Source organism: Paenibacillus sp. FSL K6-1096 (genome assembly GCF_037977055.1).
Taxonomy (GTDB): Bacteria; Bacillota; Bacilli; order Paenibacillales; family Paenibacillaceae; genus Paenibacillus_AQ.
In genome coordinates this window covers 4,616,400-4,631,434 of the sequence record NZ_CP150274.1, presented here as the reverse complement: position 1 = coordinate 4,631,434, position 15,035 = coordinate 4,616,400, and the positions used below count along the sequence as shown (strand labels likewise).

At 54.5% G+C, this 15,035-nt stretch carries 13 protein-coding genes; 7 read left to right on the top strand and 6 right to left on the bottom strand.

Annotation, left to right across the window (positions count from 1 at the left end; genetic code table 11):
* Window positions 1-20: 20 nt before the first annotated feature.
* Window positions 21-860 carry an aldo/keto reductase gene (locus tag MHI24_RS20475; protein ID WP_340021378.1) on the bottom strand — a complete coding sequence of 280 codons (840 nt, stop codon included), beginning with the start codon at window positions 858-860 and terminating at the stop codon, window positions 21-23.
* Between the two features lie 33 nt (window positions 861-893).
* Window positions 894-3,269 (bottom strand): NdvB protein, encoded by a 2,376-nt coding sequence (locus tag MHI24_RS20470; RefSeq protein WP_340021377.1) that lies wholly within the window; start codon window positions 3,267-3,269, stop codon window positions 894-896.
* A 169-nt stretch (window positions 3,270-3,438) separates the two neighbouring features.
* On the opposite strand from MHI24_RS20470, the gene MHI24_RS20465 reads away from it, so the two are divergent.
* A complete protein-coding gene (locus tag MHI24_RS20465) occupies window positions 3,439-4,428 on the top strand; it encodes a DUF4003 family protein (protein WP_340021376.1) in 990 nt (329 codons plus the stop codon).
* Between the two features lie 648 nt (window positions 4,429-5,076).
* On the opposite strand, the gene MHI24_RS20460 is transcribed toward MHI24_RS20465, so the two are convergent.
* A complete protein-coding gene (locus tag MHI24_RS20460; RefSeq protein WP_340021375.1) occupies window positions 5,077-6,456 on the bottom strand; it encodes an amino acid permease in 1,380 nt (459 codons plus the stop codon).
* Between the two features lie 222 nt (window positions 6,457-6,678).
* Between MHI24_RS20460 and MHI24_RS20455 the strand changes: the two genes are divergently transcribed.
* Both MHI24_RS20455 and MHI24_RS20450 read left to right on the top strand, forming a co-directional pair.
* On the top strand, window positions 6,679-8,454 hold the full coding sequence (locus MHI24_RS20455) for an ABC transporter ATP-binding protein (protein ID WP_340021374.1): 1,776 nt from the start codon (window positions 6,679-6,681) through the stop codon (window positions 8,452-8,454).
* Window positions 8,441-10,216 carry an ABC transporter ATP-binding protein gene (locus tag MHI24_RS20450; RefSeq protein ID WP_340021373.1) on the top strand — a complete coding sequence of 592 codons (1,776 nt, stop codon included), beginning with the start codon at window positions 8,441-8,443 and terminating at the stop codon, window positions 10,214-10,216. Before MHI24_RS20455 ends, MHI24_RS20450 begins: the two co-directional genes overlap by 14 nt.
* A gap of 307 nt (window positions 10,217-10,523) precedes the next feature.
* On the opposite strand, the gene MHI24_RS20445 is transcribed toward MHI24_RS20450, so the two are convergent.
* Both MHI24_RS20445 and MHI24_RS20440 read right to left on the bottom strand, forming a co-directional pair.
* Window positions 10,524-11,126, bottom strand: coding sequence for a GNAT family protein (locus MHI24_RS20445; RefSeq protein ID WP_340021372.1), 603 nt, complete (start codon window positions 11,124-11,126; stop codon window positions 10,524-10,526).
* Between the two features lie 4 nt (window positions 11,127-11,130).
* On the bottom strand, window positions 11,131-12,069 hold the full coding sequence (locus MHI24_RS20440) for an AraC family transcriptional regulator (RefSeq protein WP_340021371.1): 939 nt from the start codon (window positions 12,067-12,069) through the stop codon (window positions 11,131-11,133).
* A gap of 62 nt (window positions 12,070-12,131) precedes the next feature.
* Between MHI24_RS20440 and MHI24_RS20435 the strand changes: the two genes are divergently transcribed.
* From MHI24_RS20435 to MHI24_RS20420, 4 genes are all read left to right on the top strand, one after another.
* Window positions 12,132-12,689 carry a histidine phosphatase family protein gene (locus tag MHI24_RS20435; protein WP_340021370.1) on the top strand — a complete coding sequence of 186 codons (558 nt, stop codon included), beginning with the start codon at window positions 12,132-12,134 and terminating at the stop codon, window positions 12,687-12,689.
* Window positions 12,690-12,765: 76 nt separating this feature from the next.
* Window positions 12,766-13,293 carry a ClbS/DfsB family four-helix bundle protein gene (locus MHI24_RS20430; RefSeq protein WP_340021369.1) on the top strand — a complete coding sequence of 176 codons (528 nt, stop codon included), beginning with the start codon at window positions 12,766-12,768 and terminating at the stop codon, window positions 13,291-13,293.
* A gap of 99 nt (window positions 13,294-13,392) precedes the next feature.
* The gene (locus tag MHI24_RS20425; protein ID WP_340021368.1) at window positions 13,393-13,635 is read left to right on the top strand and encodes a hypothetical protein; all 243 of its coding nucleotides are present in this window, start codon (window positions 13,393-13,395) and stop codon (window positions 13,633-13,635) included.
* Window position 13,636: 1 nt separating this feature from the next.
* On the top strand, window positions 13,637-13,891 hold the full coding sequence (locus tag MHI24_RS20420; protein WP_340021367.1) for a retropepsin-like aspartic protease: 255 nt from the start codon (window positions 13,637-13,639) through the stop codon (window positions 13,889-13,891).
* Window positions 13,892-14,045: 154 nt separating this feature from the next.
* Here MHI24_RS20420 and MHI24_RS20415 read toward each other — a convergent pair whose 3' ends face one another.
* Entirely contained in the window at window positions 14,046-14,891 is an 846-nt protein-coding gene (locus MHI24_RS20415; RefSeq protein WP_340021366.1) for an SUMF1/EgtB/PvdO family nonheme iron enzyme, read from the bottom strand.
* Between the last annotated feature and the right edge of the window lie 144 nt (window positions 14,892-15,035).

Genomic DNA, 15,035 nt, shown 5'->3' with positions numbered 1-15,035 from the left:
TTCCAGTTCTGCTAAACGGATCAGAATTCCTCATACTCCGCCGGGTCCTGATTCCACAGCGGTCCGGTGGAAGGAAGCTCCGAGATGGCCTTCATCTCTTCCTTCGACAGCTCAAAGCTGAAAATATCAATATTCTCCCGCTGATGCTCCACCGACTGCGAGCGCGGGATCGGAAGTGCCCCGAGCTGCACATGCCAGCGCAGCACAATCTGTGATACCGACTTGCCGTGTGCTTCAGCAATGGCGCGGAGCTGTTCATGCTCCAGCAGCTCCGTTCCGCGTCCCAGCGGACTCCATGACTCGGTAACAATGCCATGGGTCAGATGGCAGGCGCGCTGCTCCGCCTGTTGATAGAAGGGATGCAGCTCAATCTGGTTCATGCTGGGAACGACGCCCGTCTCCTGGACCAGGCGGTCCAGATGCTCGGGCAGGAAGTTACTGACGCCGATCGAACGGATCAGCCCTTTTTGCCGCGCATCAATCAGTGCCTGCCACGCCTCCACATACAGGTTCACCTTGGGATTCGGCCAGTGGATCAGATACAGGTCATAATAATCGAGTCCGGCCCGGTACAGCGATTCCTCAATTGTCTTGACCGCCTCATCATACTTATGATGCCGCCCCGGCAGCTTGGAGGTAATGAACAGCTCTTCTCTCGGGACACCGCTCTGCCGCACCGCCTCGCCGACCACGCCCTCATTCTCATAATTAAAAGCGGAATCAATCAGCCGATACCCCAGATCCATTGCCGTCTTGAGACTCTCTACACCCTTCGCGCCTCTGATCCACGCGGTTCCAAAGCCGATGGCCGGCGCCTTCACCCCGTCGTTCAACTGGACCTCCGGAATATGAATGGTCATGAACTTGCAGCCTCCTCTATATAAGATAGTCGCTTACGGAATCTTAACCAGTACCTGATATTGCGAACCGGAGGCCAGTCCCTTCAGCACCCCGTCTTCTGCAAGCTGGCCGTCCAGATAGACCTTCATAGCTTCCAGACCGGCTTCACGCTTCATCTCAATATGCAGCTCTGCGCCTCTGAAGCTGCGCTTCACCGTTGCCCCTTGCCAATCCGAAGGCAGCTGCGGCTTCACCTGCAGCCCTTCGCGGGTCCCCTGCAGCCCGAACAGCCCGTCCATCAGGCAGCGGTATACCCACGGAACCGTTCCTGTATTGAACAGATGGCTGGAGCGTCCGGCCGTGTTCGGGAACTGCTTGTACGCCCCCCGGTAATAGGTGGGGATGAATACCGGCAGCTGGCCGCGTCTGATAATGTCCTCCAGATCGGGTCCCGGGATCATTTTGCGCAGCAGACGGTAGGCGTCATCCTGCTCACCCACGGCATACAGGCCATAGATGTAAAATGCAGCCGCATGATTATAGACCGCCCCGTTCTCGGCTGTCCCCGGATGCTTCTGGGTCACCCGTCCCACATCCTCACGCATGGCTGTATAGGAGGGTGCCAGCTTCTCCAGGCCGTATGGGGTTTCGAGCTGTTCCTTAACCGACTTCATCAGCTTCTGCCGCTGCTCTTCATCGGCTGCCCCGCTAAGCAGCGCCCAGCCCTGCGGATTAATGAAGATCCGGCCTTCCTGGTCTTCGCTGATCCCGAACAGTACATTGTCATCGGTGATCCCGCGCGCATACCATTCCCCATCCCACAGATACTGATTGGCCGCCGCGTTCACCTCGTCCGCCGCCTGGCGGAAGGTGCCCGCTGCCTCCGGCCGGCCGCTGCGTTCGCAGATCTCCGCCCAGATCCGGCAGGCATATGCGGTTGCTATTGTCAGCCAGCCGGAGACGCCCTTGCCCTGGTAGCCGACCATGTTCATCGGGTCGCACCAGTCGCCCTGATTGATGTAATTCAGGCCGCGTTCATCGCGCTCATGGAGCAGCCACTCTACCGCCCGGTCGATATGCTCATGCACCGGTCCTGTCCCCAGGCCGCCCGCATACGTTACTTCCTCCTCCAGAATGCTGTAATCATCCGTCTCATCCAGATAGGTGCTTAAGCAGACCGGCAGCCAGACACAGTGGTCGGTATGCGGAACCTGGTTAATATATTTCAGTTCAGCCGCCTCATGTAAAATAATCCCGTCCGGCATCGCTCCGCTCACCTCCTGCTGGCACAGGGCAGTGAGGAAGGCCGCTCTGGCTACCTGCGGCTTGATATAGCTCATTCCCATATGATCCTGCAGGTAGTTGCGGGTCTGGGGATCGGTGGTCAGGCGGTTGGTCTGTCCGTGATAATACATCTGCCGGGGCAGCCAATGGTTGACCAGATTGTCGAGATCCGCATCCGGGGTTGTAATCTCGATGCTGCCTCTGCCCTCTCTGATATACTCCGCGTACTCCTGCTCGGCCCGGATGAATCCGTCTGCGCCATCCTCTCCCTTATCGAGGAACAGCCGTTGGCGGATCTCTGCAATTTCCTGCTCATTCTGGGCCGGCCCGAAGATGAAGCGGTATTCCCGCTCCTCGCCCGCATTCAGCCCGGTGCTGTATTGGAGCACAGCGACAGGGGTCTCATAGCGGGCTTCACCTCTGGACAGCAGTCCGTTCTTCAGCGCCGACGGCGAACCGATGCCGCCTTCTCCCTCGAAGGCCTCCTGATTCACTTCCCAGGAAGTAGGGGCGTGCTCGGCCAGCAGGAAGGTTTTGTCCTTCAGATGCTTGATTTTGGCGTAGTCCTGATATTTCTGGTATGGTGTCACGGCGGTGGCCACGACTCCCTGCAAGTCTTCCTTATATTCGCCGGATTGATTCATCCATGACATATACCCGATGGTAAAATAGGGATAAATGCTGAGTTTGCGCGGCACACGGGACAGATTGGTCACCTTCACCCGCCACAGCTCCATCGGCTCATGCTTAGGTAGGCTTAGCGTCATTTCGATGGCGATGCCGTTTTTCTCTATTTTCCAGATAATATTATGCTTGCCTACAGCAAAGGTGTAATGATCAGGCGGCATACGGACCGGCTCGTAAGGGGCAGAGAACACCTCTCCGCTCTCCTCATCCTTCACATAGACGAAGCGGCCGGGATGGTGGGCATAATAGGGCTGCTCCGGCTGCATGAAGGTTTTGGCCTCCAGATTCGGGGCATAGGAGTACTTGGCCGGCTCGGGCTGCATGAACTGGGCAACCGCATAGCCGCGGCAGTTCACATGAATCATCATCTGCTCATTCCACAGGAAGCCCGAAGCCTTGGGGAGCATGGTCGGGCTCGACAGCTCATAGTATTCATTGTTCTCGGATGCTCTTATCATTCTCACGCCTCACTTTCCTGGATTATCCTTATTTTCACGGTGACATCATTATAAGAATACGCTGTCATAGATGCGGCGGCAAGTCTGCGGGAAGCGTTTCAAGTTGATTGTTCCGGTTTTTATAGTAGAATAAACTTAATTTCACAAAGACTGATGCGAGGTGTATTTCTTGAAAAATTTGCCTAATCCGTACATATCCAGACTGGAGCTGTTCGTAGACAATTCTCTGCAGGTCAGGGAGGCCTTCAAGTGGCAGAATGCCTCGGTGAACCGCCTGGCCGCCCTGCTGTACGCCGTGGAGAACAAGCGGGTTAATGTTGATGCGATCCGCACGTACCATGAGATGATCAAGAACAATACCCGGGGCTTCTCCGCCTTCCGGGGAATTTCCGCCATCTGTATCGCCGCCCTGCTCTCCCTGTCGGCAGAGCCGGAGCAGCAGTTCGCGAACACGCTGGCCGTCTACGACCTCATGAAGGAGCGCAGCTTCAAAAGCTCAGACTACCTGGTCATTGCCGCCTACCAGATCGCTGCCCATACCCCGTCCGCCCAATATGCTACGGTCATTGACCGCACCCTGGCCTTCTATGAAGGAATGAAGGAGAAGCACCGGTTCCTGACCGGGCGGGATGACTATATCTTCGCTGCCATGCTGGGCCTCTCCGGCCTCCCTGTGGAGCAGGGAGTGGAGCAGATGGAACAGCTCTATGTTGCGCTGAAGCCCGAATTCTCCTCCGGCAATAATGTGCAGGCACTGACCCAGGTGCTGGTGCTCGGAGGCGACAACCTGCGGACCCCGGAGCAGGTGCTTCGCCTGCGCGATGCCTTCCGCGCCCAGAACATCCGGCTGGACAAAGGCTATACGCTCCCATCGCTGGGCATTCTTGCGCTGCTTCCCTATCAGGAGAGCGAACTGGTACGCAGCGTCTCGGAGACCTACGAGTATCTGCGCCCGCAGAAGGGCTTCGGCGGCTGGTCCATCAACAAGCAGGAGCTGCTCCTGCTGTCGGCTGCGCTGGTCTCCTACCAGTATGTAGATGATGTGAAGAACGGCCTGATCCAGTCCACGCTGTCCACCAGCATCACCAATCTCGTCATCGCCCAGCAGACGGCGATTGCCGGGGCGGCCGCCGCGGCGGCGGCGGCCGGCTCGTCTTAAACAAGTGGAAACGGCTATGCCGTCCTTATTAAGGACGGTATCGTTTCAGCGAGAAATATAAGGACAAGTTATCGTGTTGAACATATAAATTCTTATATTTTGATAAAAGCTTCCGGAGCGTTTGGCTTCGGAAGCTTTTTTTGTACAAATGTAGAGGAATGCAGATGAGGCATATTCAATTGGCCCGACTCAGCATATATGAGCATCGACCAGACATCCCTGTCTTCGCCGACCGGCGGCCAGAGCTGTACCGGTAAATGGGGACTGTGATTGGTTGCAAAGCAGCTTATGCAGACTGAGAGGCCCTTATCCAGTGAATAATGCCCCTTTTTCTGCTCGTTGCGGACTGAGATTCCGCTATTTCGGAGGTTGGGAGCAGCACAACAGGCAGAATAGGTTAGTTAACGGATTGTGAGTCCGCGAGGCTTGCGAAAGTAATGATTGGCGGGAAATAACGGAATTCCAGTCCGCGTGGGGTGGGGCGTGGCAAGCGCAGTATGGGGTTCGGATGCGATAGTAACTTGGAGACAAACTTTGAGAGGTAACTAGAGCCTGTCCCCGGATAACCGTAGACAGGCTCTGTTCATTTCACGGGTAGCCGCCTGCCTCACTAGAAGCGTTAGACCGGCTTTTTCCCCAGCAACAATCCTATCCTTTCTCCCTATCCCCAGGCATCTGCCGTCTGCCAATCCCAAATGCATAAAACCCCGCCACCACAACCGCCAGGAACGAAGCGCCGACAATCAATGACAGCCGCGTATCCGGGTTGAACCACATGCCGATGATGACCAGCAGCAGGAAGATCACAATAATATAGTTACTGGCCGGGAAGAAGCGGGATCTGAATGGATGCTCCGCCAGCTCGCCCTTCCACTTCTCGCGGAACCGGAACTGGCTGAGGGCCAGCGCGAACCATGGCACCATGCCCGGAAGCACGCTGGCGCTGTAAATATAGAGGAACAGCTTGGAGTCCGGCAGCAGATAGTTGAACAGCACGCCAATCAGCAGCAGCGAAATTGTGGTAATAATGCTGTTCCTCGGCACACCGCTGGCGGAGACTCTGCCGAAGAACTTCGGAGCCTGTCCGTTCTGGGCGAGCGTGTACAGCATTCTTCCCGCACTGTAGATTCCGCTGTTGCAGCCCGACATGGCCGCGGTCAGCACCACGAAGTTGATAATGCCAGCCGCTGCGACAATTCCTACCTTGGCGAAGGTCAGCACGAACGGACTGCCGATCTCGCCAATCTGATTCCACGGATAGATCGTTACAATAATGAAGATGGCCCCGACGTAGAAGATGAGAATGCGCCAGATGATGTTCTTGATTGCTTTGCGCAGCGTGTGCTTGGGATTCTCAGCCTCTCCGGCCGTAATGCCCACCAGCTCGATTCCCTGATAGGCCGCCGTGACAATGCAGAGCGCGAACAGGAAGCCCTTAAGTCCTCCGGCAAAAAATCCGCCATGGCTGTACAGATTAGACAGGCCCAGCGGCTCTCCCCCGTTCCCCAGTCCGAAGAAAATCACTCCGGTTCCGACCACCAGCATCACGACAATGGCGACCACCTTGATCATCGCAAACCAGAATTCGAATTCGCCGTACAGCTTCACTGCCGCCAGATTGGCTGCCGCAATGATGCCTACACCAATCAGCGCCGGAATCCACTGCGGGATATCCGGGAACCAGTATCCGACGTAGATGCCAATTGCCGTTACCTCCGCCATCCCGACCGTCACCCACAGGAACCAGTAGCTCCAGGCGGTCAGGAAGCCGGCCAGCGGGCTGATATATTTGTGGGCGAAGGTGGCGAACGAACCGGTCACCGGCTCCAGCACCAGCATCTCCCCCATAATCCGCATCACCAAAAACATAATAATCCCCGCCAGCAGATACGCCAGCAGGACCGACGGCCCCGCCCACTTAATGGTGCTTGCCGAGCCCATGAACAAGCCCACGCCAATCGTGCCGCCGAGTGCGATCAGCTCGATATGCCGCGGTTTCAGTCCTCTTGTTAACTGTTTCGATTCCAACGAAGTGTTCCCCCTCAGATATATAAGCCCCGCATATGTAACGCCTAACTATCATAATATGCAAGAATCATTGTATGCTGTGATCTACATTAACGCAATGCAGAATTACTCCATTACAAAGTTCAAGTGATTGTAAAAAGAAATTAATCCTATCCCTATACATTTTGATTCATAGTGTTATAATCACTTTGGTTTATAAGACAACAGGAAACAGGTGATCAGATGTTTGAACTCAAGTGGCTGTGGCAGAACCTGGAGGGCAACCGGACACGGTATGTCATCGCACTCTGCCTCTCGGTGGTCGGCTCAAGTCTAACGATTGTGAACCCCTACCTCAGCCAGCGCATCGTCGATACGTTCATTGCCGGTGACCAGGCTGTTCAGAATCTTGCGACCGGACGCGGGCTGCTCGTGGCGCTCTGTCTGGGCATGATCGGCTTCTCCCTGCTTCGTACAGGGCTGGCTTACTTTACGACTATGCAGTACGAAATTTCTTCACAGAACATGATGTATAACATCCGCATTTTTCTGTACAACAAGATTCAAGGCCAGGACCGCGAGTATTACGACCGTAACCGGACCGGGGACCTGATGACCAAAATGACCGGGGACCTTGATATGGTCCGGCACTCGATGGCCTGGATTTTCAAGACGATCATTGAATCGCTGACGATCTTCCTGGCGGCTGTAATCTATTTCCTGACCATTGATGTCCGCCTGACGCTGTGGATGCTGATCCTGTCGCCGCCGATCTTCATCGTGGCCTTCATCTTCGCCAGACGGGTCCGTCCCATGTACATCGACCTGCGCGAACGGCTGTCCCAGCTCAACACAACCACCCAGGAGAATATCTCCGGGAACCGGGTGGTGAAGGCTTTTGCCCGTGAGGAGTTCGAGATTGCCAAGTTCACGGAGAAGAATGTCAACTACGCAACAGCCAATAAAAAAGCAGCCCTCGTCTGGCTCGACTACTTCCCTTATCTGGAGTCGTTCGCTCAAGGGTTCAACGTGGTTCTGATGCTGGCCGGCGGTTACTTCGTGATGGAGGGCCGGATCACCTTCGGTGAATTCACCGCCTTCTCGTCGCTGATCTGGGCGGTCTCGAACCCGATGCGCAATATCGGCATTATTATTAATGATATTCAGCGCTTCTTTGCCAGCTTAGCCAAAATCGTAGACATCTATTACGCCCGCCCGTCAATCGCCAACGACCACAACCCGGTGGAGCTGCGCCGGTATGAGGGACGGATTGAATTCGACCATGTGCGGTTCAAATATGACAGCGCTACCGTTCTGGATGATGTGAGCTTCACCATTGAGCCCGGCGAGACGATTGCGATCATGGGCGCCACCGGCTCCGGCAAAACCTCGCTGATTAACCTGATTCCCCGCTTCTATGATGTCTCCGGCGGGCGTGTACTGGTGGACGGCCGGGATGTCCGGGAGCTGGAGCTGGATGAGCTGCGCGGCAACATCGGGATGGCTACGCAGGATGTCCTGCTGTTCTCCGATACCATTGACGGCAACATTGCTTATGGCGATCCCGACCTCCCTGAAGAGGATGCGAAGGCTTATGCGGCGCTTGCCGCAGCCCATGACTTCATTGTCAAAATGCCGGAGGGCTACGATACGGTAGTCGGGGAGCGCGGTGTCGGCCTGTCCGGGGGACAGAAGCAGCGGATTGCGCTGGCCCGCGCCCTGGCGGTCCGCCGTCCGATCCTGATCCTGGATGATACGACCTCCGCAGTCGATCTGGAAACAGAGGAGCACATCCAGCGCAGCCTGCGGGAGCTGGAGTATCCCTGCACGAAGATCATCATCGCACAGCGGGTATCAACCACCGCCCAGGCTGACCGCATTCTGATCCTGGAAGGCGGACGCCTGATTGAGGAAGGCACCCACGCCGAGCTGCTGGCGAAGCGGGGCTATTACTACGATGTATTTATGCTTCAGAACGAGGGTATTGGAAGGCAGGTGACCGAGAGTGGCCAGGAATAAATTCGATGTCGATGAGAATCTGGAATCGCCGTTTAATATCAAGCATTTCCGGCGGGCTATGGTCTATATCAGACGCAAAAAGAAGCCGATGCTTATTGCCTTCCTGCTCAGCGCATTGTCGGCGGCGATTGCCCTGTCAGCGCCGCTGATCATGCAGCATGTGGTGGATGTGACGATTCCGGCCAAGGATATGGGCGCGCTGGTCGGCTGGTCCGTACTGATGCTGGCGACCATCGTGGTCAGCGTCATTCTTGCGACCATCCGCTCGCGGATTATGACCCGGGTCGGCCAGGATATTATCTTCGATATCCGCACCGATCTGTTCAAGCATCTGCAGGATCTGCCCTTCAAATATTACGATGACCGGCCGCAGGGCAAAATCCTGATCCGGGTTGTGAACTACGTCAATGCGGTCTCTGACGTGTTGTCGAACGGAATTATCAACTTCATTCTGGAAATTGTGAATCTGATCTTCATCGCGGTGTTCATGTTCGCCGTCGATGTGCGGCTCTCCTTCATCATCCTGGCGGGACTGCCGGTATTCCTCGGTATCATGCTGCTGATCAAGACCCGGCAGCGCCGGGCGTGGCAGGCCGTCTCGAACAAAAGCTCCAACCTGAACGCCTATCTGCAGGAGAGCATCAGCGGTATCGGCGTCACCCAGATGTTCTCGCGGGAGACGCGCAATGAAGGCATCTTCACCCGCCTGGCCGGCAACTTCCGTACGGCCTGGATGAAGGCGCTGCGCTACAACATTCTGATTCCGTTCAGCGTTGATAACCTGTCTACCGTTGTAACAGCTATGATCTTCCTGGTCGGTCTGCTGACGCTGGACCCGCAGAACATGACGCTGGGCGTCATTCTCGCCATGAGCAGCTATGCGGCACGCTTCTGGCAGCCAATCCTGAACCTGTCGAACCTGTACAATAACTTCATTAATGCGGTAGCTTATCTGGAGCGGATCTTCGAGACGCTGGATGAGCCGGTGACCGTCAGCGATATTCCCGGGGCGAAGGCGCTGCCGCCTGTCCAAGGCCGGGTGACCTTCGATGATGTCACCTTCGCCTACGATCCGGGGCTCAACATTCTGGAGAACATCTCCTTCGATGTGGCCGCCGGAGAGAGCGTCGCCCTGGTCGGTCCGACCGGTGCGGGCAAGACCACGGTCGTCAACCTGATCTCACGCTTCTATAATCTGACCGGGGGACGCATTCTGATCGACGGGCAGGATATCTCACAGATCACGCTGAAATCACTGCGCAGCCAGATGGGGATTATGCTGCAGGACAGCTTTATTTTCTCGGGAACTATTATGGACAATATCCGCTACGGCAGACCGGATGCGACCGAGGAGGAAGTTATCGCCGCTGCGAAGGCGGTCTGTGCCGACGACTTCATCCGCGAATTCGATCAGGGCTACCAGACTGAGGTGAACGAGCGCGGTTCCAAGCTCTCCCAGGGACAGCGCCAGCTCATCTCCTTCGCCCGAACGCTGCTCGCCGACCCGCGGATTCTCATCCTGGATGAAGCGACCTCCTCTATCGATGCGCAGACCGAGCGTCTGCTGCAAAAGGGGCTGAATGAGCTGCTGAAGGGACGCACCTCATTCATCATCGCGCACCGCCTGTCTACGGTGAAGAACTGCGACCGCATCATGTATGTGGCCAACAAGGGCATTGCCGAGAGCGGCTCGCATGACGAGCTGATCGCCCGCCGCGGCCTGTACCACCGGCTGTATACGGCGCAGAAGATGGAAGCGTAGTTTAATATGTCTGTACCAAAAACCGCAGCAGGGGTTGTCCCCTGTCTGCGGTTTTTGGTGTTTTTAGGTGGCTCTCAAGGCCTCGTTATCGCTAAGACTCTATTGTTGGCTTACACAATCAGGTGCCATGAAGCATGAACTACTACTGCGGTCCATGCGGACTGGAAAGCCGCTATTCCTGTAAATTGCACCATTTTGCGGGCCAAGCGGACTCACATGCACTTAACCAGTCGCTTTTGCCTCATTTCCATCACCCACTGGCACTATAGCGGCACTCAGTCCGCAAAGAGCGGGAAAGCTGCCTTTTTCACAAAATAAGAGCCTCATGGTCCGGTTGTAAGACCTTCATATAATCCTCCCTCAGCATACTGTAGATCTCCAGATCGACCACGCCCTTCCCCGACCAGAGAGCCGCCTGCCGCAGCATCCCTTCCTTGACGTAACCATTCTTCCTCAGCACCTGCTTGGAGGGCTCATTATTCAGCATCACTTCCGCCTGAATCCGGTTCACCTCCACCTCCATGAACAGGAAATCCGTCAGCAGGGCCACCGCTCTGGAAGCAAGGCCCTTCCCCCAATGAGCTTCCGCGAGGAAGTAGCCAATCGTCGCCATGTTCACCTTCTGGTTGAACTCGCAGGCTTCGATAATCCCCAGCAGCTGCGTCTCGTCCTCTGCGGTGAAGATGCCCCACTTGATGCGCGATCTTTTGAGATAATCCCGTTCGTAGTGACCGATCATGCTCCTCACCGTTGTCTTGTTGTGCTTGGGGATAATGCCGCAATACTCAAAGACCCGATCATTGCTGTAGATATCGAACAGCTCATCCAGATGCTGCTCCTCCACCTTGCGCAGTACCAGCTTCCCTGACCTCAGGACCGGGAACTGGTTAAACACAGCCTCCATGTTCATTCCCTTACACTCCATTCTCTGCTTCCTGTACGCTTCGCCGGATGGGGACGTACAAATCTACCTTACACTTGCCCTGCGGGTCCTGCGCCGGATCATTCAGACAGTATTCCAGACACGGCCGGTCATCGGCTTCATAACCGCTACGGGGTAACCATACGCTGAACATCGTGTCGTAGGCAAGGACAAATCTATCTAACGTATCGTAGTAGGAATAGGCTGCATACAGCCCGCCGGCCAATGTTTTGAATTCAACTCCGTTCCTGTGCGCCTCCTTCTCAAAATCAACAGGGAGTGTGATACAGGCGTCATACCGGCAGACGGACTCCTCTGTAAGCTCCCCGTCATCCAGCGAGATCCCGATGAACTGCTGATCCGCCGGATGGAGTCCTTGCTTAGCCGCCCAGCGGGTCAGCCTGCCCCATGCGTTGTGCGTGTCCAGGTAACTTCCGATATGCCTGATATAGGCAACCTCAACCTCCGGAATTTCTCTGAGTTCTACCATAGTAGCCCATGCCCTCCTCAGTAATGGATTACTTCCTGCTCCATTGTAATCCGTGAGGGACGCCGGCTCTGCCTGCATATTGCTGAAGACTGACGGGATATTGCGGTCATTACGCCTCCCGCTCCTGACGCTGCCCGGTGAGCAGCCGTAATGACGTTTGAAATGAACGCCCAGCGCAGATACCGATTCGAACCCGCTATTCCCCGCAACCTCCAGAATCGTCTGGTTCGTCCGGGTCAGCAGCAACATGGCCCGCTCGACACGCTTCCTGATTACGAAGGCCATCGGCGTCACACCGGTGATCGCTGTAAATATTCTGCTAAAATGAAACTTGGAGAAATGCGCCTCCGCCGCCAGCTGGTCCAGCCGCAGCGGCTGGCTGCTGTTCCTGTCTATGTAGGCAATGACCTGCTTAATTCTCGCTTCGTAATGCTCCTTCATCGCTGAACCCCGCTTCCTGCGTGTTACAATACAGTAAAATATTATAGGTGAGGTGAGAATGAATGAATACAACTCTGTACTTCGTAAGACATGCCCATTCTACATATTCTACCGATGAATTAAACAGACCTTTATCCGAGAATGGAAAGGCTGACGCGCTGAGAGTTACTGAACTACTCCTCAATGAGAAGATTAATATTCTGATCTCAAGCCCTTACAAACGGGCAATTCAGACTATTGAAGGACTTGAGGAAGCGCTTGGGACTCCCATTATCATCGAAGATGATTTTAAAGAAAGAGTGTTGTCAGCAGAACCTATGACCGACTTCGGACATGCAATGGCTAAAGTATGGGAGGACGTTTCCTTTGCCTGGCCCGGAGGAGAATCCAATCTTGTGGCCCAGAAGAGAGGCGTACAAGCACTCTATAGAGTATTACACCAATACAAAGGCAATACGATCGCCGTCGCAACTCACGGTAATATCATGGTCCTGATCATGAATGCACTGGATAAGCGTTATGATTATAACTTCTGGAGGCAGCTAGAGATGCCCGATATTTATAAGTTAAGCTTCCATGAAGACCAGCTCATGGGGGTAAAGCGGATTTGGCGTCCTTAAGCTTCGCTTCCATTAAACTTGACAGGCTGCTGTCACAGGCCTGTGGTATAACACAAGTATAAGGAGTGATTGTATTATGGCAAGCTATGAATATGCGTCCAGGCAGGAGCTAATAGACAAGATTCATACCCTGTACCTGCTGCTGGATGCTGAGTTCGATGGTATTAACGACACCTATAAGGATACCCGAATTCCCGAGGTGGATAAAACCCCGGCCGAAATCATCGCTTATCAGCTCGGATGGCTGGGGCTGGTGATGGGATGGGAGCGGGATGAGCTGGCGGGGCGGACGGTCCAGATGCCTGCTGAGGGGTATAAGTGGAATGCGCTGGGGGGAATGTATCAATCCTTCTATAGAACCTATGCCGAGTATTCCTTGTCTGAGCTGCGCGAATTATTCCGGCAAAAGGAGCAGCAGTGGCTGGAATGGATCGCCACCTTGACGGAGGAGGAGCTATTCATCCAGGGCGCACGCCAATGGACCGGAACCAAGGCCAACTGGCCGATGGCCCGGTGGATTCACATCAACTCCGCCGCCCCGTTCCAGACCTTCCGTGCGAAGCTCCGCAAGTGGAAAAAGAACCTGCCGGAGGCTCTAGACTAGCAGAATAGGAGGCCTGATTTATTGCCGCCACTCATGTCCAACTGGACGACAGTGGGGTATAATTATTAGAAACAAGCTAATTACAAGGATGTGATCTTAATGCAATGGCAAGAGGTTCGTTCAATATATCCCAATCAATATGTATTGCTTGAAATACTGGATTCCCATACCCAACATAACATAGAGTATATTGATGATGTCGCCCTAATCCGTGCCATTCAAGATCCTGACGAAGCTACCCGGCTTTTACTGAACTGCAAGAATAATAATATTGTATATCATACCGGGCAGGAGAATATCACAGTCGAGCTTAGAAATTATCCTTTATATAGGAGCAGATAAGATGCAGATTGAGTTCATGTCCGGCTTACTTCAGACATCGATGACTATTAACTTTAGAGGGCGTTCCTTAATGTTAGATAATCTAATCATAGATACAGGGGCTGCCCACTCTCTTCTGTCCTCTGACATAGTTTCTGAACTAGGCATCAAATTTGAGAATGGCGATAGACTTGTCCGTAGCTTTGGAATCGGCGGTGATGAATACACATTTCAGAAGACTGTTGATGAAGTACGAATCGGTGAGTTAACCTGCTAAATCCAGCTAGTCTTCCCTCAAAACAATATCCCCTTCAATGCCTCTCCAATCCTCTCATCCTTAGACAAAAGCAGACCGGAAAGTGCCCGAAGGGGATGCCCATCGTTCATTCAGTTACTGCCTATAGCTTGAGCGGTGTCAGCTTGGCCTTGCCCTACTTAGCACTGCGCACCACGCGAAACCCCTGATCATTTCCCCGGCTGCTCGGCTCATACTGTCCGCGGAAGGAGATTTCGGAGCTTTCCTCCCCGCCGATCCAGCCGCCGCCTTTCACCAGCCGGAGCGCTCCGGTCTTGCTGTCCGGTTCTCCGTACCAGTTCCAGCACCATTCCCTTACGTTGCCTGACATATCGTACAGTCCCAGCTCATTGGCCTTTTTGAGGCCGCCGGCTTTGGGCTGGCTATGGTTGCTCTCGATAATCGGCCAGTTCCAATCCCCGGTCAGGTATTGGTCCCCGGAATTCCTCCAGTACCACGCCACCTCCTCCACATTGTTGCTCCCGCTGTATGGATTGCTCTGGCTCTTCTGCCCTCCGCCTGCTGCATATTCCCACTCGGCTTCTGTCGGCAAACGGTACCCGTCCGCCCCTTCATTGGCCGTTACAGTCCATTTCATGAAATCCCGGTCGCTTGTATTATTCGGGTCGACCTTGTTCTTGTCTATCGTGTAATAAGGGTCCAGCCCCTCCTTCACACTCCGCTCATTGCAGTACTCTATGGCATCATACCAGGTTACGCTCTCTACCGGCAGATTCTCCCCCTGAAACTGGGAAGGATTCGTATCCATAACCTCCAGCCATTCTTGCTGGGTCACCTCATATTTACCGATGTAGAAGTCCTGAAGGGTCACACCCTTCCCGTAATAATTGGATTTCGTGTCTTTGAAGGCACCGCCCTCAACCCGTACTAAGCGCTCATCCTTGGCAGGCTTGTCCTGCGAGCAGGCAGTGATGGCAATTACCGTGACGGCTATGCACAGCATCATTAATGTTCGTCTCATGGAACCCTCTCCTTTGAACAGTTGGGCAAGGTACAGGCTTGCAGCTCCAATCTATGCGCGAAAATAATAAGGCCGGCAGCTTGTCCATCCACCCGGCCGGCCTTAGCCCTCTCTAGCTGAGCCCTGCCACTGCCGGAACCGGCA

Excerpts from the sequence above, each read along its gene's own strand:
- MHI24_RS20475 (WP_340021378.1), bottom strand. The coding sequence starts at position 860 with ATGACCATTCATATTCCGGAGGTCCAGTTGAACGACGGGGTGAAGGCG.
- MHI24_RS20470 (WP_340021377.1), bottom strand. The coding sequence starts at position 3,269 with ATGATAAGAGCATCCGAGAACAATGAATACTATGAGCTGTCGAGCCCG.
- MHI24_RS20455 (WP_340021374.1), top strand. The coding sequence starts at position 6,679 with ATGTTTGAACTCAAGTGGCTGTGGCAGAACCTGGAGGGCAACCGGACA.
- MHI24_RS20445 (WP_340021372.1), bottom strand. The coding sequence starts at position 11,126 with ATGAACATGGAGGCTGTGTTTAACCAGTTCCCGGTCCTGAGGTCAGGG.
- MHI24_RS20440 (WP_340021371.1), bottom strand. The coding sequence starts at position 12,069 with ATGAAGGAGCATTACGAAGCGAGAATTAAGCAGGTCATTGCCTACATA.
- MHI24_RS20435 (WP_340021370.1), top strand. The coding sequence starts at position 12,132 with ATGAATACAACTCTGTACTTCGTAAGACATGCCCATTCTACATATTCT.
- MHI24_RS20430 (WP_340021369.1), top strand. The coding sequence starts at position 12,766 with ATGGCAAGCTATGAATATGCGTCCAGGCAGGAGCTAATAGACAAGATT.
- MHI24_RS20425 (WP_340021368.1), top strand. The coding sequence starts at position 13,393 with ATGCAATGGCAAGAGGTTCGTTCAATATATCCCAATCAATATGTATTG.
- MHI24_RS20420 (WP_340021367.1), top strand. The coding sequence starts at position 13,637 with ATGCAGATTGAGTTCATGTCCGGCTTACTTCAGACATCGATGACTATT.
- MHI24_RS20415 (WP_340021366.1), bottom strand. The coding sequence starts at position 14,891 with ATGAGACGAACATTAATGATGCTGTGCATAGCCGTCACGGTAATTGCC.